Genomic DNA, 24773 nt, shown 5'->3' with positions numbered 1-24773 from the left:
GAGAGGCCTGGAGGGGGCGGCGGTCGTTGCGATCGCCGCCCTTTTTCATGGCCTCTATCTCTCAGGGGCGCTTCGGCTCCGGCGGCAGGCCCGTGACGGGGTCGCGGGGCAGGGGGGAGAAGCCTTCGGCGATGAACAGGTCGATCCGACGCGAGCGCTTCTTGTCGAGGCGCACGCGCGAGATCTGCAAGGCCGACGTCGCCTTGAAGTCCTGTTCGATCTCGGGGCGATAGCCGCCCTCCAGGCTGACGATCAGGGCGCGGCGGCCAGAGGCGGCGTCAAGCGGCGCCTCGGTCTCAGCCTGGTTCTGCGGGGCGATCTCGTGAACCCACATGCGCAGCGGCGGCGCGCCCGGCTGGCCGAAATAGTCGCGGCCGTAATAGGCGGCGGCGTTGTAGAGGAAGCGATCGTCCATGGCGACGGCGCTGACCCCGCCGCGCAGGGCCTGCTCCTCGCGCGTCCGATCGATGATCGCCTGGACGGTCTGGTCCCAGCCGCGCACGCGCTTGAAGCCGTTGGCGAGCCCCACGGCGTCCGCCGCGCGCGGGTTGACCATGCAGACCACGAAGAAGGCCGCGAACAGCCCCTGCAGCGCCAGGCCGCCGATCAGCCAGCGGCGGGCGTTCCAGCGCAGGAGCCAGCCCGCGGCCAGCACCGATCCCGCCACGAAGGCCGCGCCGGCCCAGTTGGCGTTGGCGCGGGAGACGAAGGCCTCGCCGGCGACGATGATCAGGGGCGGCGCGCTGAAGCACAGCAGCAGAAGGTCCGGCGACTGAATCTTCTTCTTCGCGCCCAGCCAGATCGCGCCGCCCAGCAGCACGCCGAACGGAACCGGGCCGAAGACGCCGAACTGCGAGAGCACGAACTCGCTCAGTTCACGGACATTGAACAGATGCGCGCCCCAGTTGGCGTTCGAGGCGGTGTGCTTGACCGTCGAGAAGTGGTGACTGGCGTTCCACGCGAAGTTCGGCGCCAGGGTCAGCACGAAGGCGAAGGCGAACAGGACGATCGCCGCGGGGCACCAGCGATGGCGCGCCTCGCGGGAGATCAGCGCGTGCAAGACGATGCTGCCCAGGGCGTAGATGGCGGCGTATTTCGACAGAAACGCCAAGCCCAAGGCGACGCCCATGCCGGCCGCCACGAAATAGCGACGCGGCGCATAGGCCTCGGCCAGGTCGACATAGGCCCAGATCGTCAGGGACAGGAAGAACAGCAGGGGCGCGTCGGTGGCGACCAGGCCCGAGGACAGCACCACGCCGGGCATCAGGCTGTAGATCGCGGCCGCCGCGAGGCCAGACCATCCGCCGTAGAGGCGACGGGCGATCCGGTGGACGACCAGGGCGGTCGCGCCATGCAGCAGCGGCGCCGAAAGCCGCACCCAGGCCTCGGCGTCGCCGCCGATCTTGGTCGTCAGCCAGATCAGCCAGGCGATCATCGGCGGCTTGGAGAAGTAGCCGAACGCCAGCTCGCGCGACCACAGCCAGTATTGAGCCTCGTCGGGATAGAGCTCCAGGGGCGTGGCGAACAGCGCCGCCAGGCGCAGAATCGTCAGCCCCGCCACCATCAGCAGGGTCAGCCGCCAGGCGCGGTATGCGGCGTTTTCGGGGGCCGAGTCGGGTTGAGCTGTCATGACGTCCGATTAAACAAGTAAAAAAAATCTGACCAATTCTTCCGCGTTTCCGGGGGTTTGTGACAGTTTCTGGGCGGGCGTGGCCTTTCCGTCACCAAACCTTCGAAAACTTTCTGTAAACGGCCGCAAACGACGCGAGACCGTGCTTTCAAGCCTGGGCGCTTCGAAGAATGAGGGGATCCTTCCGCATGAAAATGAAAAACTTCGCCCTGGCGACCACGGCCCTGGTCGGCAGCCTCGTCGCCGCCGGCGCGGCCTTTGCTCAGTCCACGGCTTCGACCGAGCTCGACAGCGTCGTCATCACCGCCGCGACCGGTCCGAAGACCGTCGGCGGCATGCTGAACGCCGAAACCGTCGCCAAGAGCCGCGCGACGGTGTCGCAAGAATACCTGGCCACCCAGGTCCCCGGCCAGACCGTGATCCAGTCGCTGAGCGTCCTGGTTCCGGGCCTGAACTTCACCAACAATGACGCCTACGGCAGCAGCGGCGGCAACATCCGCCTGCACGGCTTCGACGGCAACCGTGTCGCCCTGACCTTCGACGGCATGCCGCTGAACGACACGGGCAATTACGCCACCTATACCAACCAGCTGCCCGACTCGGAAATCATCGCCAGCGCCACGGTCAACACCGGTTCGACCGACGTCGACAGCCCGACCGCGGCCAGCACCGGCGGCACCATCGGCATCTCGACCCTGACCCCCTCGAAGGAAGCCAGCGTCTGGGCCCAGGCTAGCGTGGGTAGCGACAACTATCGCCGCTTCGCCGCCTTCGCCGAGACCGGCGAATTCGGTCCCTGGGGCACCCGCATGTGGGTCGAGGGTTCGTACCAGAAGTACGACAAGTTCAAGGGCGAAGGCGAGATCTACAAGCGTCAGGTCAACGCCAAGATCTACCAGCCGGTCGGCGACAACGGCGACTTCGTCAGCCTGGCCGCCCACTACAATGTCAACCGCAACAACGCCTACTACGGCCCGAACCTGCGGACGGCGACCGCCTCGCGCCCTAACGAAGTCGACACCGCCGGCTGGGATGTCGACTTCGCCACGGTCTACATCGCGCCGACCTCGACCCCGGCCACCGGAACCGCCACGGGCGACGTCGATGTCGACAACGGCGCGACCAACTCCAGCTACTACGGCCTGCGGATCAACCCGTCGAATACCGGCAACCTGCGCGGCCAATCGCGCTTCACGCTGGGTCACGGTCTGACCTTCACCTTCGACCCGTCGTTCCAGTACACCCTGGCCAACGGCGGCACCCAGAATGGCACGCTGTCGGAAACCAGCCCGCAGCTGCGCGGCGCGGCCACGACGGGCGGCGTCGATCTGAACAAGGACGGCGATCTGAACGACACCGTCCGGGTCATGACGCCCAGCAACACCAACACCCGCCGTTACGGCGTGTTGACGTCGCTGATCTGGAAGCTGAACGACAACAACGCGTTCCGCGTCGGCTACACCCTGGACTACGGGCGTCACCGCCAGACCGGCGAGTACAGCACCATTGACTTCGGTGGTTCGGACGGTCCGCGCTACACCTCGTGGTTCGGCGGCAAGGACGGCCACGGCGAGAAGATCATGACGGTGGACGGCAAGAGCTTCATGCGCGCGCGTGACCGCTTCTCGATCGCCACGCTCAACCAGGTCAGCGCCGAATATCGCGGCAAGTTCATGGACGACAATCTGAACGTCAGCGTCGGCGTCCGCGCGCCCTTCTTCAAGCGCGAACTGAACCAGTTCTGCTACTCGCAGAACGGCTCGAGCTCGGTGCGTTGCACCACCGAAACCCCGAACAAGACGCTCCCCAACGGCAACGTGACGTTCGCGGCGACCGGCACGACCGAATATATCGCGCCCTACTCCAAGACCCTGAAGTACGACGACGTTCTGCCGAACGTCGGCGCGATGTATCGTCTGGGCGATCACAGCCAAGTTTACGGCAGCTACGCCGAGTCGACTTCGCTGCCGCGCACCGACAACCTGTACACCGTCAAGCGCCTCACCGACGGCTCGATCGGTAACTCGACCGTGCAGCCGGAGACCAGCAAGACGTTCGAAGGCGGCTATCGCTTCCAGACTGCTGAATGGCTGGTCAACCTGAGCGCTTGGTCGACCAACTTCCAGAACCGCATCGTCAGCTCGTACGATCAGGACCTGGGCATCAGCATCGACCGCAACGTCGGTAAGGTGAAGCAGTGGGGCGTCGACGCCTCGGCTGGCTTCAACCCGACCGAATATCTGGCGGCGTACTTCTCGGTCTCGTACAACGACAGCGAAGTGCAGGATAACATCGCGACCAGCGCCACGACCTTCGCCGCGACGAAGGGCAAGTCCCTGGCCGAAACCCCGCACTGGACGTTCTCGAACCGTCTGGAGTTTGAACCGACGGAAGGCCTGACCTTCGGCGTTCAGACCAAGTACGTCAGCTCGCGCTGGGTGACCGACGTCAACGACCTGAAGGTTGGCGGCTATGTCCTGACCGACCTCGACGCGAAGTACTCTCTGAAAAGCCTCGGCTTCGAGCACTCGTTCATCCAAGCGAACGTCAGCAACCTGTTCGACAAGAAGTACTACGGCAACCTGGGTACGCAGACGAGCGCGACCCCGGGCGCCCCGGGTTACGGCAGCCCTTACGCCAATATCGGCGCGCCGCGGTCCTTCACGATCACCCTGCGCGCCGGCTTCTAAGCCGACCAGCAGGCAAGACCAGGCAGAAGGGCGGCCCGATCGGGCCGCCCTTTTTCTTTGTCACGAGGGTTTGCTAACTAGGCTCCGCTTGACCCCAGGCCCCGGAGGGGCCATCTGCGCCCCCTTCGTTTCCACACCCCCTTTCTTCGGGTTTTCGAATGACCGTGATCGTCCCCGCCGAGTGGGCTCCGCACCGCGCCATGTGGGTGGGTTTCCCCAGCCACGCCGAGCTGTGGCAGGAAGACCTGGAACAAGCCCAGCAGGAGGTCGCCGACCTCGCGCGCGCCCTGGCCGGTCCGGGCGGCGAGCGCGTGCGCCTGATGGTGGTCGGCGACGAGGCCGAAGCGGCCGCGCGCGCCTTGCTGTCCGACACGACCGTCGAGATCGTCCGCGGCCAGTTCGGCGACATCTGGCTGCGCGACACGGGGCCGATCTTCGTCGACGACAACGGCAAGGCCGTCGCCGCCGGCTTCCAGTTCAACGGCTGGGGCGGCAAGTACAGCCTGGAAGGCGATGACATCGTCGCCGAGCAGATCGCCGCCGCTTCCGGCGCGCCTTTGGCCCGCAACGGTTTCATTCTGGAGGGCGGCGCCCTGGACCATGACGGCCTGGGCACCATCCTGACGACGCGCCAGTGCCTGCTGAACGTCAACCGCAACGCCGGCTGGGACGAGGCCTCGGCCGCCGCCGCCCTGGCCGGCGCGCTGGGCGCCAAGAAGGTGCTGTGGCTGGGCGACGGCCTGCTGAACGACCACACCGATGGTCACGTCGACAACCTGGCCCGCTTCGTGGCGCCCGGCGTCGTCGCCTGCCCCATGGCCTTCGGCGCCGATGATCCGAACGCGGAGGTCTATGCCGAGACCGCCCGCCTGCTGGCCGGGATGACCGACAGCCGCGGTTCGCCGTTGCAGGTCGCCCGCATCCCCTCGCCGGGTCGGATCCTGGACGAGGACGGCGAGCCGATCCCGGCCTCGCACATGAACTTCCTGATCGCCAACGAGGCGGTCATCGTGCCGATCTACGCCGAGGAGTCGGGCGCCTTCGCCGTCGAGGTGATCAAGGGACTGTTCCCCGAGCGCCAGGTCATCGGCCTGCCGTCCACCGCCATCCTGACCGGCGGCGGCTCGTTCCACTGCATCAGCCAGCAGGAGCCTCAATAATGGCCCGCACGCTCAGCGTCGCCGCGATCCAGACCTCGTACGGCATGGATCTGCAGGCCAACATCAAGAAGACGGAAGCCTTCATCCGCGAGGCCGCGTCCAAGGGCGCGCAGGTCATCCTGCCGTCCGAGCTGTTCCAGGGGCCGTACTTCTGCGTCGCCCAGGAGGAGCGCTGGTTCGCCGAAGCCCATCCGTGGCGCGAGCACCCGGTCGTTAAGGCGATCGCGCCGCTGGCCGGCGAGCTGGGCGTCGTGCTGCCGATCTCGATCTTCGAGCGCGAGGGGCCGCACTATTTCAACAGCCTGGTCATGGCCGACGCCGACGGCTCGCTGATGGGCGTCTATCGCAAGAGCCACATCCCCGACGGCCCGGGCTATATGGAGAAGTACTACTTCCGCCCCGGCGACACCGGCTTCAAGGTCTGGGACACCCGGTTCGGACGAATCGGCGTCGGCATCTGCTGGGACCAGTGGTACCCCGAGGCCGCCCGCGCCATGGCGCTGATGGGCGCCGAGGCCCTGTTCTATCCGACCGCGATCGGCAGCGAGCCGCATGACCCTAGCCTGGACACCGCCCTGCCGTGGCGGCGGGCCATGCAGGGTCACGCCGTCTCGAACGTGATTCCGGTGATCGGCGCCAACCGCATCGGCTTCGAGCCCTGGGACGGCTATCCGAACGGCGGCCAGACCTTCTACGGCTCGTCGTTCATCGCGGACCATCGCGGCGACCTGGTCTCGGAACTGGGGCGTTCGGACGAGGGCCTGGTCAGCGCGACCTTCGATCTCGACTTCCTGACGACGCACCGCGCCGCCTGGGGCTTCTTCCGCGACCGCCGGCCGGAGTTCTACTCGGCCCTGTCGGGCGGCCGCCCGGCGTGATTGTCACCGACCGCCTGACCCTGCGTCCGGCGGTCGACGCCGACCGTGACGCCATCGCCGCGCTGAACGCTCATCCGCGGGTGGGCGAGTGGCTGGGCGGCGTGCGCGACCGCGCCGAGAGCGACGCCTTCGTCGATCGCGTCCAGGCGCATCAGGCCGAGCACGGCTTCGGCTTCTGGGTCGTCGAGCGGCGGGCCGACGCCAGCGTCGTCGGCATGACGGGCGTCTGGTGGACGCCGCCAGAGGTGGGCCTGGGCCACGTCGTGGAGATCGGCTGGCGCTTCCTTCCCGACGCCTGGGGGCGGGGCTATGCGACCGAGGCCGCCAGGGCGGCGCTGACCTACGGCTTCGAAACTGTGAAGCTGCCCGAGATCATCGCCTTCACCGCCCGCTCGAACCTGGCGTCACAGAGCGTCATGCGCCGGATCAGCATGAGCCATGATCCGCAACGCGACTTCGACCACCCCAGCCTGCCGGACGACCATCCCCTCCGTCCGCACGTCGTCTACGTCGCTCGGCCCTAGGCCCCGCAACCCGCCGGCGGGCCGTTCGCCTTCGACGCCGCCACTTCCGCTCGCGCCTTGGCCAGATCGGCCAGGAAGGCGGGGTCGTCATGCAGCCGGGTGACCAGGGCCGAGCCGAGATAGCGACCGGCCTCCACATCACTCTGGAAATGGACGCCGCAGATGATCCGGCTGTCGCCGAACGCCTTGCCCCGCGCCAGGATCGGGCTGGCCTTGTCCGGGACCAGCTCGGCGATCACCGAGGCCCACGCCCAGCCGATCAGGCCATGGCCGGAGGGGTAGGAGCCGTCCGTGTCGATCCAGGGCTCGCGCGGCACGCAGATCGGCGCCTTGTTGCCCACCGGCGGGCGAGGACGCTGATAGACGCGCTTGGCCGGCTGGTAGATCTTGGCCGCATCGTCGGTCATCCGCAGCAACATGGACGCCAGGGTCGGCGTCGCCTCCGCGCTCAGCGTCACGCCCGCCGCGCAGGAGAAACTCCGGAGGCCGTTCTTGCCGGAAAGGTCGGCGTCGGCGATGGCCTGGCTCCAGGTCGAGGTGTTGGCCAGCTTGCGGGTCTCGTCGAACTGCGCCCGCTCGGCCTTGCCGCGCGGCGAGTTCGGCTCAGGGGGCGGGCCGATGATGGTCGCCCCGTCGATGCCGCCGTTCCCGCTCAGATAGCCCGGCGGCGGCTTGGTCCATCCCGCCGAGGGCGGAGTCGTCGCGACCATTCCCGACGGCGTCGGCGTGTCGAAGCGCGCGCAGCTGGCGAGCAGAACGGTCGCGGCGATCAGCACGAGACGAGGCATGGCGTGCGTCCTGAAAGTCATCCGCTCACAGAGCGGGCGAGAAACGGCCCGTCAAGCGCTGCGATGCGAAAAGCGGATTGACGGGCGGATATGTTATTTCATAACACATGCGCTTCAAGCCGCTCCCTTGGCCTGGTCGTATCTGTTCAGGACTCTCCATGCTCCGTCGCGCCGTCCTTTCCGCCGCGAGCCTCATCGCGCTCACCGCCGCTGCTTCCGCCCACGCCGAGGCGCCGGCCGCGCCCGCCCCGCAAGACACTGAAGTGTCCAAGGTGGTGATCACCGCCGCGCCCTACGCGATCTCGCTCGATACGGTGACCAGCAGCGTCAACATCGTGACCCGCGATCATCTGGACGTCGCGCCGCCCGCCGGCCTTGGCGACATGCTGAACGGCCAGCCGGGCCTGCGCTCGACCGCCTATGGCCCCGGCGCCAGCCGCCCGATCATCCGCGGCCTCTCTGGTCCCCGGGTCATGGTGCTGGAGAACGGCGTCGGCCAGGTCGACGCCTCGTCGCTGTCGCCCGACCACGCGGTGGCGTCGGATCTGGGCGAAGCCGAGCGCGTCGAGGTGCTGCGCGGCCCTTCGACCCTGGCCTATGGCGGCTCGGGCATCGGCGGCGTGGTCAACATCATCGACGACCGCGTGCCGTCCAGCCCCGCCCATAACGGCTTCGAGGGGCGCGTCGCCGGCTCGATGTCGTCGGTCGATGACGGCAAGTCGATCAACGGCTCGGCCAAGTTCGGCAAGGGGCCGCTGGTCTTCGCCATCGACGCCGATCACCGCAAGAGCAGCGACTACGATGTGCCGACCACGCCGGTTTCCCCGCGTCTCGCGGCCCGCGATGGCCTGACGCCTGATCCGGACAAGACCGTCAAGAACACCGACGTCGAGGTGGACGCCTACGGCGCGGGGGTCTCTTACGTCCACGACAGCGGCTATTTCGGCGCCTCGGTGAAGAGGACCGACACGACCTACGGCGTGCCCTATCTGCAGATCCTGGCGCCGATCGACCCCGAGGCCGAAGGTCCGGTTTCGATCCACCTGCAGCAAACCCGCTACGACCTGCGCGGCGAGCAGGACGTCGACCTTGGCCCGTTCGCCAAGATCCGCTTGTCGGCGGGTCACGCCACCTACGAGCACGCCGAGGTCTCGGTGGATAGCGGCGAGGTCGGCACCCGCTTCCTGTCCCATGGCACCGAAGGGCGTCTCGAGCTGGTGCAGAAGGAGCGCGACGGCTGGCAGGGCGCCGTTGGCTTCCAGGCCCTGGAGCGTCACTTCGAGGCGATCGGCGACGAGGCCTTCGTGCCGTCGACCGACATCAAGGAATACGGCGTCTTCACCCTGCAGCGCCTGGACAAGGGCGACTGGGGGATCGACGCGGGTCTCCGCTTCGACAGCCGCGAGCTGAAGACCGACTTCGCCAAGCGCTCGTTCGACAATGTTTCGGCCTCGCTCGGGGTGTTCTACAAGCCGGCCGACCATCATTTCGTGGCCCTGACCTTGTCGCACAATGGTCGCGCGCCGACCGAGTTCGAGCTGTTCGCCGACGGCCCGCACCCGGGCACCGGCGGCTATGAGGTTGGCGACGCCACCCTCGATTCCGAAAAGGTCACCTCGCTGGAGGCGACCTATCGCTACACCGGTGATCGCCTGCGGGTGGAAGGTCACCTGTGGGGCGCTCAGTACGACGGCTTCATCGAGGAGAAGCCGACCGGCGAGGTCGAGGACGGTCTGCCGGTGTTCCAATACTTCCAGACCGACGCCAAGTTCCATGGCGCTGAGCTCGAGACCTCCTACGTCGCCTGGCGCGGCGGCGAGAACGCCTTGAAGCTGGAAGGCGTCTATGACTGGGTGCGCGGATCGACCGACCTGGGCATCCCGGCCCGCGTGCCGCCCTGGGCTCTGACCGGTCGCGTCGTCTGGAGCGCCCCGCGGCTGGAGGCCCAGGCCGAGGTCCGCCACGTCGCCAGCCAGGATCGCGTGTCGACCTTCGAGCTGCCGACCGACGGCTACACCCAGGTCAACGCCACGGTCACCTTCAAGCCATTCCAGGATCCGGCGCTGCGCCTGTTCGTCGATGGCCGCAACCTGACCAACGAGACCATCCGCGAGCACGCCTCGTTCCTGAAGGACTTCGCGCCCGCGGCTGGGCGTTCGGTCCGCGCTGGCTTCGCCTGGCGCTTCTAGCGCCGGCCGGAGGCGGGACCTCAAACAGCCCCTAGAGAGCCCGCCAGCGCCGGGGCCCGGATCCTCCTCCGGGCCCCGGACTCGCCTACGACGGTGGTCCGATTGCCGCATCCGGCGGGATCGGCTAGAACCGCGAGCCTTTGCGGTCGTCTTCGAAGCGTTCGAGCGTCCGTTTCCAATTTTGTCGTAGAGCTCTTCATGACAACGACCCAGTCCGCCGGCGAGATCACCGGCAACGTCCTGTTCTACAACTCGCCCGAGCCGCTGAACCGCGAGCAGCACGCCAAGCTGGCGCTGGTGCATAAGGACAAGCCGTATGGCTTCGCCGCCGCCGGCACCGCCGTGCCGCTGACGGTTTCGGAATTCGCCCCGGCCGCCCTGACCTTCCCGGTGATCTTCGCCGGCGAGGACAAGGTGCCGCTGGCCGTGATGGGCCTGAACCAGCAGGAAAACCTGTTCATCGGCGCCGATGGTTCGGTCGAGCCGAACGTCTATATTCCAGCCTACATCCGTCGCTACCCGTTCGTACTGGCCAATGACGATACGCAAGACCGCCTGATCGTCTGCATCGATCGCGGCTCGGACCTGCTGACCGAGAACGGCCAGACCCCGCTGTTCGACGACAAGGGCGAGCCGACCGAATACACCCAGAACTGCATCAAGTTCTGCGACGACTTCGAGCTGGAGCGCCGCCGCACGGACTCGTTCGTCCAGCTGCTGAAGGAGCTGGATCTGTTCGAGCTGAAGAAGGCCATCTTCCAGCCGCAGGACGAAACCGGCGCCGTCGCCGGCGAGCCCGTGACCGTCGCCGAGTACTTCGGCGTCTCGGAAGAGAAGCTGAACAACCTCTCGGCCGACAAGCTGAAGGAGCTGCAGCAGAACGGCGCCCTGGCGCAGATCTACGCGCACCTGGTGTCGCTGCTGGGCTGGGATCGCCTGATCAACAAGACCGTGCTGAAGCAGGCCGAAGCCGCGAACCTGAACTAGGGTTCAGGCGTCAGCTGAAGACGAAGAGGGCGGCGGGGCTTCGGCTTCGCCGCCCTTCTTTTTTACCGCGCGAAGATGCTGCGGGTCAGGCACGAGAAGACCAGGCGACCGGCCTCGTCGAGCAGGTCGTGCTGGGCGATGACGATGCCCTTGCCCTCGCCGACCGGGTCCTTGCCCATCACCGTCATGCGGCCGCGCAGCAGCTCGCCGACGGGCGGATTGCGCATCCAGCGCAGGGCGTCGACGCCCAGGCGCTTGGTCTGCGGCCAGCCGGCGCTGGCGTCGGCGTCCAGCCGCGTCCAGATCGAGAAGATCATGGCGTCGGGCGCGCCGTTCTCCACGGGCCAGCCGGGCGTGAACGCCGCGACGAACGCTTCGAGGGCCTTGGCGTCGACGGCCCGTGTCCCCAGCGAGACGACCTGACCGATCTCGATATCGTCGAACGCGGCGGGCATGGGCGGCTCCGGGATGATTCCTTCGCCGACTGTCGGGTGCGTCTTGACCATTGTCGAGAGCGTCAAGCCGGGCCATGTGTGCTGGGTTGTCGTTTTCACAAAGTCCGGTCGCCGATGTTCCTCAAGAGAGCCGTCCTCGCCCTGCAAGCCTTCGTGGCGGCGACCCTGCTGGCGGGCGCTGCGATCGCCGGACCGGTGGTCAATTCCGGCCACATCGAGTCCGAGCTCGTCCCGCAGGAGAGCGGCATCGCGCCGGGCGGCACGATCTATGTCGCCCTGCGCCAGAAGATTCAGAAGGACTGGCACACCTACTGGCGCAATCCTGGCGACGCTGGCGAGCCGACCAAGATTGCCTGGACCCTGCCAGCAGGTTGGAGCGCCGGCGACATGGTCTGGCCGACGCCGATCAAGGCCAAGCTCGGCCCGCTGCTGGACTACGCCTATGAAGGCGAGGTTCTGATCCCTGTGCCGATCAGCGCGCCGGTCGGCGCGCAGGTCGGGACCACCGTCTCCCTCACCGCCAAGGTTTCCTATCTCGTCTGCGAGCAGGTCTGCGTGCCCGAGGACGCCGAGCTTTCCTTGCTGCTGCCGGTCGTCGCCGGTTCGGCGGGCGCGGATCCCAAGTGGGGCGGCAAGATCGCCGAGGTCCTGGCCAAGGCGCCCAAGCCCGCCGGCCTGAAGTCGGTCTTCAAGCTGGACGGCCAGGCCTTGAAGCTCGCGGTCACCGGCGCCCCGCTGAAGGGCGCCGACATGGCGGGCGCTTACTTCTTTCCCTATTCGTCCAAGGCGATCGAGCACGCCGCCGATCAGACGATCGACCGCGGGCCCGAGGGACTGACCCTGACGTTGAAGCCCGGCCGCGACTTCGCGGGCGACGCGACGGCGCCGGCCGAGCTCACGGGCGTTCTGGCCTTGGCCAATGGTTCGGCCTGGGAGGTGACCGCGAGCTCGGGCGAGCTTCCCGCCGCGGCCGCCGGGCTCGGCCCGCCGCCCGCCGAGACCCAGGCGTCTACCGCCAGCGTTCCCGGGGGGGTGATCGGCGCCCTGGCCCTGGCCTTCCTGGGCGGCCTGATCCTGAACCTGATGCCCTGTGTCTTCCCCGTGCTGTCGATGAAGGCGGCCAGCTTGGCCGGCCACGCCCACCACGAGAGCAAGGCGCGGGCGCAGGGCGTGGCCTTCCTGGCGGGCGTGCTGGCGACCTTCCTGATCTTGGCGGGCCTGCTGCTGGCCGTGCGGGCTGGCGGCGCGGCGGTGGGCTGGGGCTTCCAGCTCCAGTCGCCGCTGGTGATCGCGGCCTTGGCCCTGCTGATGCTCCTGGTCGCGCTGAACATGTCGGGCGTCTTCGAAATCGGGACCTCGATCCAAGGCGTCGGCGCCGGGGCGTCCTCTCGCGATGGCGCGCTCGGCGCGTTCTTCACCGGCGCCCTGGCGGTGGTGGTCGCGGCGCCTTGCACGGCGCCGTTCATGGCGGGCGCGCTCGGCTACGCCCTGACCCAGCCGGCGGTGGTGGCCTTGGGCGTGTTCGCGGCCCTGGGTCTGGGCTTCGCGGCGCCGTTCGTGGCCATCGCCTTCATTCCGGCGGTCCTGCACCGCCTGCCGCGTCCCGGCGCCTGGATGGAGATCCTCAAGAAGGGCCTGGCCTTCCCGATGTATGGCGCGGCCCTGTGGCTGACCTGGGTGTTCGCCCAGCAGGCCGGACCGATCGCCCTGGGCCAGGTGCTGGGCGCGGGCGTGCTGGCCGCCTTCGGCGCGTGGGTCTACGGCCTTTCCCAAGGCCGGCGAGCGGCGGGTAGGGCGTTCCTGGGCCAGATGCTCGTCGGCCTCCTTTGCGTGGGCGCGGCCCTGGCGCTGTCGGTCTCCGCGGCCCTGGCCGCCAAGGCTCCGACCGCCGCGGACGCCGCCGCGCCCTCCTCAGGGGCGGGCCTTGTCGCCGAAGCCTGGTCGCCCGAGCGTGTCGCGGCCCTGCGCGCCGAGGGCCGTCCGGTGCTGGTCGACTTCACCGCCGCCTGGTGCGTGACCTGCCAGGTCAACGAAAAGGTCGCCCTGTCCGGCGGCAAGGTGGCCGAGGCCTTCAAGGCCCAGAACGCCGTCTTTCTGAAGGCGGACTGGACCAACCGCGATCCGGTCATCGCCAAGGCCTTGGCGGATTTCGGCCGCGTGGGCGTGCCGCTCTACGTCGTCTATCCGAAGAACGGCGGCGAGCCGGTGATCCTGCCCCAGTTGCTGACCGAGGGCATGGTCATCGAGGCGATCGAGAAAGCTGGAGCTTAGCTACTTCTTCTTGTCGCCGCCGAAGGGCAGCTTGGCCTTCATCTGGTCCAGAGGGGTCTTGGTCACCACGATGGGCGGCGGCGCCGTGATCGGGGCGGTCTTGATCGGATAGGCGCGCCAGCCGGTCTGGATCAGGGCGGTGAAGCCTTGGCACTTGGGCAGATAGCGGACCATGCCCGTGCGCGGCTTGGCGAAAGGCGCGGGCTGGGTGAAGTCCTGCCGCTTTGGATCCACGAACCGCCAGTCGGTCGGCAAGCCGTAGCCCTTCTCGCCGCCGAGGCGCACGGCCTTGTAGGCGATGTTGGCCTGGAAGGGCGGCACGCCGTACTTCAGCATGGCGCGCAGGAAGATGGCGTCGGCCTCTTCGCGCTTACCCGGCTCGCCGATCGTATAGAGCCAGTCGTGGACGATCGCCGCACGCGCCGTCGGCCCTTGCGGGTCGATGAAGGCCTGGCCGTACCAGGGCACGCTGGCGAAGTCGGTGACGTACCAGCGCGGCACCACGATGACCTTGCCCGTCTCGACGTCGCAGTAGGGGAACTCGGCGTCCAGAGTGAACAGCTTGCGGCCGTCCTTGGTCTGGTTGAACAGCATGATCGGCTGCGGCGTCAGCGAGCTGGGCGGCGTCGGGGCGACGACCGGCACGAAGACGGTGGTGTTCGTCTGCGTCGCGCAGGCGGCGAGGATCAGGCTGGCGCCGGCGAGCGCGGCGGAGGTCTTCAGGCGGGACATTCGTGGGGGAGGCGGTGGTGAAAGACGGTGCGTGTTCTTCTGGGCGCGGGTCGACATGGGAGCAAGCAAGAATGGCGAAGTTTCGGCCTCCGCGGCGATTTCGCGACTGTTTCGCATAACGCCGATCCGTGGCAGGGTCGGTTTGGGGAGGATTTGAAGTACGGGAGACTGACATGCCGATAACCCGCCGTCTCGTCGCCGCCGGCCTGCCGCTGGCCGCTCTTGTTCCCGCCGTCGCCCACGCCGGACCCGCGCCGGACTTCACCGCCGTCGACGCCGACGGAAAGACGCGCTCGCTGTCCGAGTTCCGGGGCAAGACCGTGGTTCTGGAATGGACCAACGAGGGCTGCCCCTATGTCCGCAAGCACTATTCGGGAAACATGCAGGGGCTGCAGCAGGCCGCGCGCGCCGATGGCGTGGTCTGGCTGACCGTCGCGTCCTCCGCGCCCGGCAAGCAGGGCCATTTCCCGGACGGCGCGACCGCGAAGTCCTGGATGACCGCAAAGGGCGCCAAGCCCACGGCCCTGTTGCTGGATCCGGAAGGCAAGGTCGCGACGGCCTACAAGGCCAAGACCACGCCGCACATGTTCGTCATCGATAAGACGGGCCAGGTCGTCTACGAGGGCGCCATCGACGATCGGCCGACCAGCAAGGTCGAGGATCTGGCGGGAGCCAAGAATCTGGTCGCCGCGGCTCTGGCGGACGTGAAGGCGGGGCGCAAGGTCGCCACGCCCTTCGCGACGCCCTATGGCTGCTCGGTGAAGTACAAGGACGCCTAGACGATTGGCGCGCGGCCCATCCAAGGCCGCGCTCCAAAAAAACGTCATTGGTCCGCCATGACGCGGCGGCGGCCGTTTGCTAAGCCCGAAGCGAAAGCTCCGATCTCTTAGCAAGGACGCCGCCCCATGGCCGATCTCGACGCCGCCTGGACTCGCCTGGAAACCGCCGCCAAGGCCGCTGGGCAGCAGCGCATCGTCGACTTCTTCAAGGGTGAGCCCGGACGCCTCGAGGCGCTGACCCTGGACGTCGCCGGCCTGCACCTGGATCTCTCCAAGCAGGCCTGGGACGAGGCGGGCCTCGAGGCGGCCCTGGATCTGGCCCACGCCGCCGATGTCGAAGGCGCCCGCGCCCGGATGTTCGGCGGCGAGGCGATCAATTCGTCCGAGGGCCGCGCCGTGCTGCACACGGCGCTGCGCGCGCCGGCGGACGCCGACGTCAAGGCGCTGGGCCAGCCGGTCATGGCCGAGGTCGAAGCCGTCCGCCAGCGGATGAAGGCCTTCGCCCAGGCGGTCCGCTCCGGCGCGATCAAGGGCGCCACCGGCAAGCCGTTCAAGGCGATCCTGCACATCGGCATCGGCGGCAGCGATCTGGGTCCGCGCCTGCTGTGGGACGCCCTGCGGCCGGTGAAGCCGTCCATCGACCTGCGCTTCGTGGCCAATGTCGACGGCGCCGAGTTCGCCCTGACGACCGCCGACATGGATCCGGAGGAGACCCTGGTCATGGTGGTCTCCAAGACCTTCACGACCCAGGAGACCATGGCCAACGCCGGCGCGGCGCGGGCCTGGCTGGTCGCGGCCCTGGGCGAGCAGGGGGCGAACCAGCACCTGGCCGCCATCTCGACCGCGCTCGACAAGACCGCCGCCTTCGGCGTGCCGGACGAGCGGGTGTTCGGCTTTTGGGACTGGGTCGGCGGCCGCTATTCGCTGTGGTCGTCGGTCAGCCTGTCGGTGGCCGTCGCCGCCGGCTGGGACGCCTTCGAGGGCTTCCTGCGCGGCGGGGCGGCGATGGACCAGCACTTCCGCACCGCGCCGCTCGAGAAAAACGCGCCGGTCCTGGTCGCCCTGGCTCAGATCTTCAATCGCAATGGTCTGGACCGCCGCGCCCGCTCGGTCGTGCCCTATTCGCACCGCCTGCGCCGCCTGGCCGCGTTCCTGCAGCAGCTGGAGATGGAGAGCAACGGCAAGTCGGTCGGCCCCGACGGCAAGCCGGCCAAGCGCGGCACGGCCACCGTGGTGTTCGGGGACGAGGGCACCAATGTCCAGCACGCCTATTTCCAGTGCATGCACCAGGGGACCGACATCACGCCGATGGAGCTGATCGGGATCGCCAAGTCCGACGAAGGCCCGGCCGGCATGCACGAGAAGCTGCTGTCGAACCTGCTCGCGCAAGCCGAGGCCTTCATGGTCGGCCGGACCACCGAGGACGTCGCCGCCGAGCTGAAGGCCAAGGGCGTGTCCGACGCCGAGATCGCCACCCTGGCCCCGCAGCGGACCTTCGCCGGCAACCGGCCCTCGACCCTGGTGGTCCTGGACCGCCTGACGCCCGAGACCTTCGGCGCCCTGATCGCCCTCTATGAGCACAAGACCTTCGTCGAGGGCGTGATCTGGGGGATCAATTCCTTCGACCAGTGGGGCGTCGAGCTGGGCAAGGTGATGGCCAATCGCATCCTGCCCGAGCTGGAGAGCGGCGTGGCCGGCCAGCACGACCCGTCGACGAGCGCCCTGATCGCCCGTCTCAAAAAGTAGCTTTCTTCTCCCCTTGCGGGAGAAGGTGTCATCCGAAGGATGACGGATGAGGGGTTGGAAGGCCTTTCCGACAAAGCCCGTACGACCCCTCACCCGACCGCCTTCGGCGGCCACCCTCTCCCGCAGGGGAGAGGGCCCCTCATCAGAACGTCTTCCTCACCCGCACCTGGAAGAAGGTGCGCGGGTCGATCGTGCGGTCCTCGACGAAGGCGACCGCGCGGTCGGGGCCGCGGTTGGCGAAGACCGTCCGGCGGATCGTGAAGTCGTCCCAGATGTTCAGCTGAGCGCGGATCGCCAGGGTCGGGGTCGGCTTGTACTCGGCGAAGGCCTCGTAGTAGCGCGAGCCGCGCCAGACGCTGGTCTGGTCGACGTCATAGGTGCCCTGGCCCAGCAGCGGCAGCCAGTTGATCCCCCACTGGGTCTTCCACGAGACGATGTCCTGCTGGAAGCCGATATTGGCCTGGGTCGGGCGGACCTGGGTGATCGGCCGGTCGCGGCCGGTCGTCGGGTCCTTCACGTGGGTCTCGTTCCAGTCGTTCTTGAAGGTGAAGCGCCCGCCCTTGATTCCCAGCTTGTCGGTCGGGACCACGATGTTCAGCGACAGGCGGTCCAGCGTGCCGTCACCGATATTGCCCGTCGCCGACAGGCCGCCCGGCAGCGGCAGGCGGTCGATCACCCCGATGATCTCGTCGTGGCGATAGCCGATCGACACCACGCCCTGGCCCCAGAAGCGCCGCTCATAGGTCACTTCCGAGATCCAGCGCTGCTCGGGCTTCAAGTCGACATTGCCGCCATAGACGGTCTCGTCGTCCAGATCCGACGAGGCGGCGAAGTCGTCGAAGTCCAGCTGGCCCAGCTCCCGCTCGAAACGGAAGCGCAGCTGATTGTCGGCCATCGGCGTCCAGGTCAGCAGGAAGCGGGGCTTGGCGTAGAAGAAGCTCTTCTCGTTCTCGGCGTCGCCCGACTGCTTGATCGTCGACTTTTCCAGCCGCAGGCCGCCCTCCAGGGTCAGCTTCGGGTTCACCCGCCAGGTCGCCTTGGAGAAGGCCTCGCCGCGCAGCTCCTCGACCTTGACCGAGGCGCTGGGCAGCGGCACCCCGACGCCGCCCACGCTGTAGGCCTGGGTCACGTCCAGCATGTTGTAGGCGCCCTCGGCCCCCGCCTCGAGCGTCAGGGCCGCCGAGAAATCGTGGCGCAGCAGCCCCCGGATGATCGATTCCGAGTCGTCGCCGTCGGCCACGAACCGCTGCTGGGGCGAGGCCGTCCCGTTCAGCCGGTCGTCGCTGGTCGAGACGTCGTCGAAGTCCTCGAACGAGTGGATCAGCCGGGTCTCCAGGCTCCATTTCGGCGCCAGCGTCCGGGTGTAGGTCAGGCCCAGCTCGCCCGAGTGGCTCTCCTCGTCATAGGCGCTGCGGCGGAAGGTCGTCGGCGAGGTCAGGTCGGTCCATTCGTGCCAGTCGTTGCGGCCAAAGCGCGTCGTGGCCTCCAGCTTGCCGCCCAGGAGCGGGCCCGACCAGTTGCCGCGGATCGAGCGTCCGCCGCCGTAGCCATCGTCCAGATAGGCCTCGTCGCGGGTCAGCCGCCCGGCGCCGTCGTGACGCACGCTGCGGCCCGCGCCGTTGGAGTCGCTGGTCGAGGTGCCGTCGCTGAGCAGCACGCCCCAGCTGGTGTCGCCGTTGGTGGCGGTGAACTGGTAGCTGCCGCCATAGACGTCGTGGCCGCCGTCGAAGAACACGCCGTTCCAGGTGGCGATCTGCTGATGGCTGACGCCCTTCTTCAGCACCACGTTCACGACGACCGAATAGCCCTGCATGTCGACGCCCGGCGCGCCGCCGCGGATCAGCTCGATGCGCTCGACCCGGTTGGCCGGCGTGCGCGACAGGGCGTTGGAAGCGGTGTCGTTCTTCGAGGCCGGCCGGTTGCCGTTGATCAGCACATTGCCGACCGCCCCTTCGAAACCGCGCGTGCCCGCCCCGTCCTGGATCGTGAAGCCCGGCACGCGGTTGACCATGTCTTGCGCCGTGTTCGGACGATTGGCGGCGAAGAAGTCCGGCGTGAAGACCAAGACGCCCTTCTGGGCCTGGTCGTCCATCGGCGCCTGGGAGGTCGGCCCCGTGGGGACCGGCGCCACGGCGGCCGCCTGGTCGGCGGGCTTGGGCGTCTCGCTTGTCAGGGGCGTTTCGGCGGCTTGGGCCGACGCGCCGACGGCGAGCAACACGGTGGCGGCGGTCGCCAGAAGCGCGGTCTTGGTCATGTACTTTCCCCTCACGAGGAAAGCTGTGGCCGCCGGTCCCATTCACCTCAAGTTACAAGCGTGAAAGGTGGATTACTTCTCTGAAAGATTACTTGGCTGTCATGTTTATACCGGGCGGCTCTGCGGATAAGCCTCGCCGCGCCGGCCGAAAGTCTTAAGGATTCGTGTATAGACGCCGCCGGGATCAGCTCTCGTTGGCCGGCGGCGCATGCGGCTCGGGGACGGGCGGCAGGCTCTCCAGTCGCGCCTTCACGGCCTGGAGCAGCTTGTATTCCTGCCGCCGCATCAGCTCGTCGAAGACCCGGGACCGCTCGGCGCGGATCGCCTCGATAGAGCTGTCGGCGCTGATGGCGCCGATCTGGGGTGAAGCCGGCGAGGCCGGGGGTCTGTGCTTGGACATCGAAGGTTCCTCTCTCCTGGACATGCGGCGACGGTCTTCCGCCGGAAAAGCCGGCGGGCTGGGGAGGCGGCGGAGCTCCGGGGCGCGCCCGGAAGGATGTAGGAGTTACCGTTTCGACGAGACCCGGATGCTCCGCGCGATCGTTTGGACGAAAGCCCTCGGCGCGCGGGGTTTTAACCCGCTTCCGAAAAGAGGCCTCCGGCGGGCGGGAGGGAAAGCGACCCTCCCGGACCGCGCGGGCGATTTCAGCCCGCGCCTGGCGCGATCGTCCCGAGCGTCGCGAGCATGGCCCCCGGCCCGACCGCGAGAAGGAGCCGCCCCTGAGGAGCTGTCGCCCTTCCGCACGACCCGCCGGGCCCCGCGACGCCGAGCCGGACCGCATCCCGCTCGACCACCCCCGCCGCCCGTTCGGTCGCCAGCTGGACGGCCTCCCCCGCGACGGGGCGAGGACAAGTATGGGCGCCGGTTTGGAGGGGGAGGAAAGATTGGCGTGTAAAAATGAGAAGTCGTTGATTTGTTTGGATTCGATTCCGGATACGCGGCTGCGTTCAGGGTATCTGGGCGGCTGAATTCCCTCTCCTCCCCCTCTGGGGGAGGGGGACCGCCGAACGGCGGTGGAGGGGCCAGCCGAGCGCGCGACGCCCCCGCCGATGAGAAACGCGTCTCCCACCCACAGGATGTAACCCCGCCGCACAGGGCCCCCTCCACCCGCGTTCGCGGGTCCCCCTCCCCCGATGGGGGAGGAGAGGGCTTTGAACTTTCTTGCGCCCCCCTGTCGGCCCGCGGCCCCGTCATCCGTCCTCGCTCCAAACGGAGGGACCTCATACATGCGCGAGAAGATCACGACCTGGGCCGGGTGGATGCTGTCGGGGGCGTTCGCCCTGTTCATCGCCGGCGCCTCGGTCGCGCCGAAGCTGCTGCATCACCCGGCGGCGACCCAGACCCTGGAAAAGCTGGGCTGGGACCCGCGCCACACCCTGATGATCGGGATCATCGAGGCGACGTGCCTTACGCTCTACCTGATCCCGCGCACGCGCCTGCTGGGCGGCGCCATGGCCACCCAGATCCGCGCCGAAAGCCCGCTGTTCAGCCACGTGCTGTTCAGCGTCTATCTGGGCCTCTTCCTGTGGGGCGGCCTGTGGCTGCGCGACCCGGCCCTGCGGGCGCTGTTTCCGGTGCGGCTGGGGAAGTAGGCGCGCCGCCATCCCTTGAGCCTCGCGGTGTTCGGCGCCTAACCTTGGGTCAAGGACAAGACCGAGGGGAGGGGGCGACGATGCGGCTGGCCCGCTGGATATTCCGCCTGGCCGGGATCTACGGGATCCTGCTGCTGGCGCCGATGTACTTTCTGGAGCGACAGGTCGCCGGCCCGGCCGGGGTTCTTCCGCACGCGGAGAACTACTACGGCTTCATCGGCACGGCCCTGGCCGCCCAGGTGCTGCTCCTGATCATCGCCCAGGACCCGATCCGCCTGCGCCCGGCCATGCTGGCCGGGGTGCTGGAGAAGCTGGCCTTCGGCGTCCCGGTCTGGGCGCTGTGGCTGCAGGGCCGCGTCGCCGCGCCGGTGGTGGTGTGCGGAACGATCGACCTGGTGCTGGCGGCGCTGTTCGTCCTGGCCTACGTCCGCACCCCGCCGGGGCCGCCTTCGCCCCGCGCGGCGGAAGCCGGGTGAGGAGAAGGCCGTGCGGCCGCGCGGCGGCGGAGGGGCCTTCACACCCGCCAAGCCCGCCGTCATCCCGCGCTTCATGCGCGGGACCCATTTGTCCGCCGCACGGGCGCCCGCGCTCTCACGTGAAAGCTGAACCATGGGTCCCGCGCATGAAGCGCGGGATTACGGTGTTTATGATTGGAAGGGTCAGTGAAAAGTCCGACCGCCTTGAGGTCGGGCCAAGCCTTACATCTCTTGGAGGCTGCAGCGTGCTGGGCGGGCCGGGTTGGTCAAGGACCGGCCTCTGGCCGGCCGCGCCGCGGCGGCGCTCCGCGCCGTCCTTGAGCAACCCGGCCCGCCCAGCGATCGTCTCGCCGTGAGATGTAAGGGGGAAGCAGGCTGCCAGGGCGCGCGGGAAGGCCGAGTAGCGCGGCTGGTGATTTTCGCCTAAAGGTGGAGGTGGCTTTTTTAACCTGCTGGCGCCATATAATGGTATCACGACCCCACAAGGGGCGACATGCGAAGACCTACGACGCGATTTTTGCCGAGCCAGTCCGAGCAAATATCCGTTGGGAGGACATAGAGGCACTTTTTGTCGCGCTCGATGCTGACATAAGTGAGGGGGCGGGCTCGCGTGTGCGAGTGCGGCTTGGAGAGCAGATGGCTGTATTTCATCGCCCTCATCCAGAGAAGGAATGTAGCAAGGGCGCTCTGAAGTCGGTTCGGCGCTTTTTGACTGATGCAGGATGCAATGACGACAACGCTGACATATGAAGGCTACGTCGCTACAGTAGAGATCGACGTTGAGGTGGGAGAAATGCACGGGGAGGTAATTAATACTCGTGCCGTCCTAACCTTCAGTGCCTCGGACGTAGCCAATCTTCAGCGCGAATTTGTCTCGACGGTTGAAGACTATAAGGCCTGGTGCGCTGAGCTTGGTGTAAGTCCTGAGAAGCCATATTCTGGCACGCTGTCGCTGCGGCTCTCTTCAGATGCTCATCGCCGTGCCTCGGTGTGCGCGGCAAAGCACGGCAAAAGCTTGAATGCGCTTTTGGTTGAGCTCATTGAGGCTGGTCTACGTCGTGACGCTGATATAGATCAAGAGCCTACAGTCGTGGCTCAGCTGAGAAGTGTAACTGAGACCTTGGGGCAGCACGTTGAGCAGTTGGCCGCTCCTCGCTCCCTTAGAGATGATGGTTTTATCCCATCTGTGCGGTACGGGAAAACGCCTAAGGCTCCAATCGGGGCGCCTGTACCTGCGTTTTGGTCTACGCGCCAATGAAAACGGTAGAAATTGTCACAGCCATCGCATGTGAAGACGTCCGCTTCGAAGGCGATGGCAGGCCGATGCTTATCGGTCTGTATAGTCCTGAGTTCAGATTAAAAAAGTTTCCTTGTAAGATATCTTTCTGGGCTATCCCCATTTTCAATGTTTCTGGGGCGGGGAGAGAGAGTTTTGAGTTCAAGATAAAAAATAGTGAGGGTGATACCCTTGCGAAGTCGAAGGGGATGCTGGTTGTAGATCAGGCTGGAACTGGTGCGCTGGCCCCAATAGGCCCCTTCAAGCTGAAAATTGAAGGAGTTACCACCATCGAATTGATCGCTATCCAAGATGATCGTGCTGAGGTCGTGCAGTCCTGGCGCTTCACGCAGCAAGAAGATGATGAGGATAGCGAGAATGAAGATGTCGCTGATGTCGGAGCTGAATAGCACGGAGGGGTAACCATGCTCCCCCCCCCTTCCCCCACACGCCCCAATCCGCTACACCGCCCCCGCAATGACCCGCACGCCGCACCATCACGGCCACCACCACCATCCGACCTCGCCTCGCGGGATCGGCCGGGTCCGCTTGCTCTAAAGCAAGCCCCCAGCCTGAGCCCCGCCTAGCGGATGGGGCTTGGCTCAAGCGCCATCCGTCGAAGCCTAGAAGACCTTAGGACCGACGATGACCACCGCCTCCGACAACACCTCGCAAGACTTCCGCCCCGAGGCGCGCAGCCCGCGCGGCTTCGCCGACAAGCGCGCGCGCGACCTGCGGGCCGAGCGGGCGATCCTGGAGGCGGTGTCGGCGGTCTATGAGCGCTACGGCTTCGAGGCGCTGGACACCGGGGCGTTCGAATACGCCGACGCCCTGGGCAAGTTCCTGCCCGACAGCGACCGGCCCAACGAGGGCGTCTTCGCGCTGCAGGACGACGACGACCAGTGGATGGCGCTGCGCTACGACCTGACCGCGCCGCTGGCCCGCTTCGCCGCCCAGCACTGGGAGACTCTGCCCAAGCCGTTCCGCCGCTACGCCTTCGGGCCGGTGTGGCGCAACGAGAAGCCGGGGCCGGGGCGCTTCCGCCAGTTCATCCAGTGCGACGCCGACACGGTGGGCTCGGCCCGTCCGGAGGCCGACGCCGAGATCATCGCCATGGCCGTCGAGGGGCTGGAGGCGGCGGGCCTGCCGCGCGGGGCGGCGGTGCTGAAGATCAACAATCGCAAGCTGCTGAACGGCCTCTTGACCGCCGCGGGCGCCGACAGCGCCGGCCAGAAGCTGGCGGTGCTGCGCGCGGTCGACAAGCTGGACCGCCTGGGCGTCGACGGCGTCCGCCTGCTGCTGGGCGAAGGGCGCCTGGACGAGAGCGGCGACTTCACCAAGGGCGCGGGCCTCAAAGGGCAGGCCATCGATCAGGTGCTGGACTTCGTCCAGGCCGGCTCCTCTGGCGGCCGCGCGGCGACGCTGGACAACATCGCCAAGGTGATCGGCGGCTCGGCCGAGGGCGACGAGGGCCTCCTGGAGCTGTCGCGGATCGACGCGGCCCTGACCAGCCTCGGCATCGCCGACGACCAGGCCTTCATCGACCCGTCGATCGTCCGGGGTCTGGAATACTACACCGGCGCGGTGTTCGAGGCCGAGCTGCTGCTCAGCACCACCGACGAGAAGGGGAACAAGGTCACCTTCGGTTCGATCGGCGGCGGCGGGCGCTATGACGACCTGGTGGCGCGGTTCACCGGCAATGTGACTCCGGCGACGGGCTTCTCGTTCGGCGTGTCGCGCCTGGCGGCGGCGCTGCGGGCGGCTCGGTGCCAGTGGGCGGCGGAAGCCCGCTGCCCTGCGGTTCAGGGCGCGTCATGCCGTTGTAGAGCGATGCGCCGCCGCCCATCGCCATGCCGGACAGCACGCCCAGCACCACGGCCGAATCCACACCCTCGCTCCAGTCCTTCCCAAGGGCCATGTTCTGCAGGATCTGCTCGGAGGCCGATTGCGGCAGCTCTTCCAGAAAGCCCTCGGAGATGGCGCCCTCGATCACCTTGCGCGTCCCGGCATGGGCGTAGATCGGAATGTCCTTGCCAAAGGCCTCGATGAAGCCTTCGGGATGGCCGCTCGGAAGGCGGCTCGCGCGCTGCGCCGATTCGCACAGCCAGGGCGAGCCGCGCGTGAGGATCTGCATCGGCCCGTCGTGCGGCCGCCAGACGAGTTCGCTCGGCCGCTCCTGCCGCCAGTCGAGCGTGCCGAGCGTGCCCGAGACGACCTCCTGGACGCCAAGGTGGCCATCGACGAGCCCTCACGCGGTGTGCTCAAGGGCATCGTGATCGGCCGTGGGGGCACGCTGTACGCCGAGGTGAGCGAGGGCTTCGGCACGCGCACGCTGCGCTACGGCG

At 67.6% G+C, this 24773-nt stretch carries 22 protein-coding genes and 2 pseudogenes; 15 read left to right on the top strand and 9 right to left on the bottom strand.

Annotated elements, in window-relative coordinates:
* Nucleotides 1–61: 61 nt before the first annotated feature.
* Nucleotides 62–1630, bottom strand: a complete 1569-nt coding sequence (locus Q0379_RS17670) for a glycosyltransferase family 39 protein (RefSeq protein ID WP_299014545.1) — start codon at nt 1628–1630, stop codon at nt 62–64.
* Between the two features lie 188 nt (nt 1631–1818).
* Here Q0379_RS17670 and Q0379_RS17665 point away from each other — a divergent pair, with 188 nt between their 5' ends.
* The 4 genes from Q0379_RS17665 (at nt 1819) to Q0379_RS17650 (ending at nt 6882) form a co-directional block, all read left to right on the top strand.
* Nucleotides 1819–4320, top strand: coding sequence for a TonB-dependent receptor (locus Q0379_RS17665; protein WP_299014542.1), 2502 nt, complete (start codon nt 1819–1821; stop codon nt 4318–4320).
* Between the two features lie 158 nt (nt 4321–4478).
* Nucleotides 4479–5480, top strand: a complete 1002-nt coding sequence (locus Q0379_RS17660; protein ID WP_299014539.1) for an agmatine deiminase family protein — start codon at nt 4479–4481, stop codon at nt 5478–5480.
* The gene (gene aguB, locus Q0379_RS17655; RefSeq protein ID WP_299014535.1) at nt 5480–6358 is read left to right on the top strand and encodes an N-carbamoylputrescine amidase; all 879 of its coding nucleotides are present in this window, start codon (nt 5480–5482) and stop codon (nt 6356–6358) included. Before Q0379_RS17660 ends, aguB begins: the two co-directional genes overlap by 1 nt.
* Nucleotides 6355–6882, top strand: coding sequence for a GNAT family N-acetyltransferase (locus tag Q0379_RS17650; protein WP_299014532.1), 528 nt, complete (start codon nt 6355–6357; stop codon nt 6880–6882). The genes aguB and Q0379_RS17650 overlap by 4 nt, the downstream gene beginning before the upstream one ends.
* Here Q0379_RS17650 and Q0379_RS17645 read toward each other — a convergent pair.
* On the bottom strand, nt 6879–7670 hold the full coding sequence (locus Q0379_RS17645; protein WP_299014528.1) for a phosphatase PAP2 family protein: 792 nt from the start codon (nt 7668–7670) through the stop codon (nt 6879–6881). The genes Q0379_RS17650 and Q0379_RS17645 overlap by 4 nt on opposite strands.
* 158 nt (nt 7671–7828) lie before the next feature.
* On the opposite strand from Q0379_RS17645, the gene Q0379_RS17640 reads away from it, so the two are divergent.
* A complete protein-coding gene (locus tag Q0379_RS17640) occupies nt 7829–9859 on the top strand; it encodes a TonB-dependent receptor (RefSeq protein ID WP_299014525.1) in 2031 nt (676 codons plus the stop codon).
* Nucleotides 9860–10057: 198 nt separating this feature from the next.
* Nucleotides 10058–10846: a SapC family protein gene (locus Q0379_RS17635; RefSeq protein WP_299014522.1), complete on the top strand. Its 789-nt coding sequence runs from the start codon at nt 10058–10060 to the stop codon at nt 10844–10846.
* A gap of 62 nt (nt 10847–10908) precedes the next feature.
* On the opposite strand, the gene Q0379_RS17630 is transcribed toward Q0379_RS17635, so the two are convergent.
* Nucleotides 10909–11301, bottom strand: a complete 393-nt coding sequence (locus Q0379_RS17630) for an acyl dehydratase (RefSeq protein WP_299014519.1) — start codon at nt 11299–11301, stop codon at nt 10909–10911.
* Between the two features lie 114 nt (nt 11302–11415).
* Between Q0379_RS17630 and Q0379_RS17625 the strand changes: the two genes are divergently transcribed.
* Nucleotides 11416–13572, top strand: coding sequence for a thioredoxin family protein (locus Q0379_RS17625; protein WP_299014516.1), 2157 nt, complete (start codon nt 11416–11418; stop codon nt 13570–13572).
* On the opposite strand, the gene Q0379_RS17620 is transcribed toward Q0379_RS17625, so the two are convergent.
* Nucleotides 13573–14304, bottom strand: coding sequence for a DUF1353 domain-containing protein (locus Q0379_RS17620; protein WP_299014513.1), 732 nt, complete (start codon nt 14302–14304; stop codon nt 13573–13575).
* A gap of 173 nt (nt 14305–14477) precedes the next feature.
* On the opposite strand from Q0379_RS17620, the gene Q0379_RS17615 reads away from it, so the two are divergent.
* Both Q0379_RS17615 and pgi read left to right on the top strand, forming a co-directional pair.
* Nucleotides 14478–15083, top strand: a complete 606-nt coding sequence (locus tag Q0379_RS17615) for a thioredoxin family protein (RefSeq protein WP_299014511.1) — start codon at nt 14478–14480, stop codon at nt 15081–15083.
* Nucleotides 15084–15209: 126 nt separating this feature from the next.
* Complete coding sequence (gene pgi / locus Q0379_RS17610) at nt 15210–16829, top strand: glucose-6-phosphate isomerase (RefSeq protein WP_299014510.1); 1620 nt, start codon at nt 15210–15212, stop codon at nt 16827–16829.
* A 142-nt stretch (nt 16830–16971) separates the two neighbouring features.
* On the opposite strand, the gene Q0379_RS17605 is transcribed toward pgi, so the two are convergent.
* From Q0379_RS17605 to Q0379_RS17595, 3 genes and pseudogenes are all read right to left on the bottom strand, one after another.
* Nucleotides 16972–19083 carry a TonB-dependent receptor gene (locus Q0379_RS17605; RefSeq protein WP_299014508.1) on the bottom strand — a complete coding sequence of 704 codons (2112 nt, stop codon included), beginning with the start codon at nt 19081–19083 and terminating at the stop codon, nt 16972–16974.
* 184 nt (nt 19084–19267) lie between these two features.
* The gene (locus Q0379_RS17600; protein WP_299014506.1) at nt 19268–19483 is read right to left on the bottom strand and encodes a hypothetical protein; all 216 of its coding nucleotides are present in this window, start codon (nt 19481–19483) and stop codon (nt 19268–19270) included.
* A gap of 548 nt (nt 19484–20031) precedes the next feature.
* Nucleotides 20032–20112: pseudogene (locus Q0379_RS17595) on the bottom strand (hypothetical protein); the annotation flags it as partial.
* A gap of 198 nt (nt 20113–20310) precedes the next feature.
* On the opposite strand from Q0379_RS17595, the gene Q0379_RS17590 reads away from it, so the two are divergent.
* Together Q0379_RS17590 and Q0379_RS17585 are read left to right on the top strand one after the other, a co-directional pair.
* Entirely contained in the window at nt 20311–20676 is a 366-nt protein-coding gene (locus tag Q0379_RS17590; protein ID WP_299014504.1) for a DoxX family protein, read from the top strand.
* A gap of 80 nt (nt 20677–20756) precedes the next feature.
* Nucleotides 20757–21152 carry a hypothetical protein gene (locus tag Q0379_RS17585; RefSeq protein WP_299014501.1) on the top strand — a complete coding sequence of 132 codons (396 nt, stop codon included), beginning with the start codon at nt 20757–20759 and terminating at the stop codon, nt 21150–21152.
* Nucleotides 21153–21201: 49 nt separating this feature from the next.
* On the opposite strand, the pseudogene Q0379_RS17580 reads toward Q0379_RS17585, so the two are convergent.
* A pseudogene (locus Q0379_RS17580) lies at nt 21202–21287 on the bottom strand (hypothetical protein); the annotation flags it as partial.
* 131 nt (nt 21288–21418) lie between these two features.
* Nucleotides 21419–21526, bottom strand: coding sequence for a hypothetical protein (locus tag Q0379_RS17575; RefSeq protein WP_299014592.1), 108 nt, complete (start codon nt 21524–21526; stop codon nt 21419–21421).
* Nucleotides 21527–21617: 91 nt separating this feature from the next.
* Here Q0379_RS17575 and Q0379_RS24270 point away from each other — a divergent pair, with 91 nt between their 5' ends.
* The 4 genes from Q0379_RS24270 (at nt 21618) to hisS (ending at nt 24477) form a co-directional block, all read left to right on the top strand.
* Nucleotides 21618–21902: a type II toxin-antitoxin system HicA family toxin gene (locus tag Q0379_RS24270; RefSeq protein WP_366519332.1), complete on the top strand. Its 285-nt coding sequence runs from the start codon at nt 21618–21620 to the stop codon at nt 21900–21902.
* Complete coding sequence (locus Q0379_RS24265; protein ID WP_366519331.1) at nt 21868–22410, top strand: type II toxin-antitoxin system HicB family antitoxin; 543 nt, start codon at nt 21868–21870, stop codon at nt 22408–22410. Before Q0379_RS24270 ends, Q0379_RS24265 begins: the two co-directional genes overlap by 35 nt.
* On the top strand, nt 22407–22838 hold the full coding sequence (locus tag Q0379_RS17570) for a hypothetical protein (RefSeq protein WP_299014498.1): 432 nt from the start codon (nt 22407–22409) through the stop codon (nt 22836–22838). Before Q0379_RS24265 ends, Q0379_RS17570 begins: the two co-directional genes overlap by 4 nt.
* Nucleotides 22839–23073: 235 nt before the next feature.
* On the top strand, nt 23074–24477 hold the full coding sequence (hisS, locus tag Q0379_RS17565; protein WP_299014495.1) for a histidine--tRNA ligase: 1404 nt from the start codon (nt 23074–23076) through the stop codon (nt 24475–24477).
* Nucleotides 24478–24773: the final 296 nt, after the last annotated feature.

The sequence above is a fragment of the uncultured Caulobacter sp. genome (genome assembly GCF_937900395.1).
Taxonomy (GTDB): Bacteria; Pseudomonadota; Alphaproteobacteria; order Caulobacterales; family Caulobacteraceae; genus Caulobacter.
Note: the sequence above shows the minus strand (reverse complement) of the source record. Positions and strands in the feature narration are given on the sequence as shown.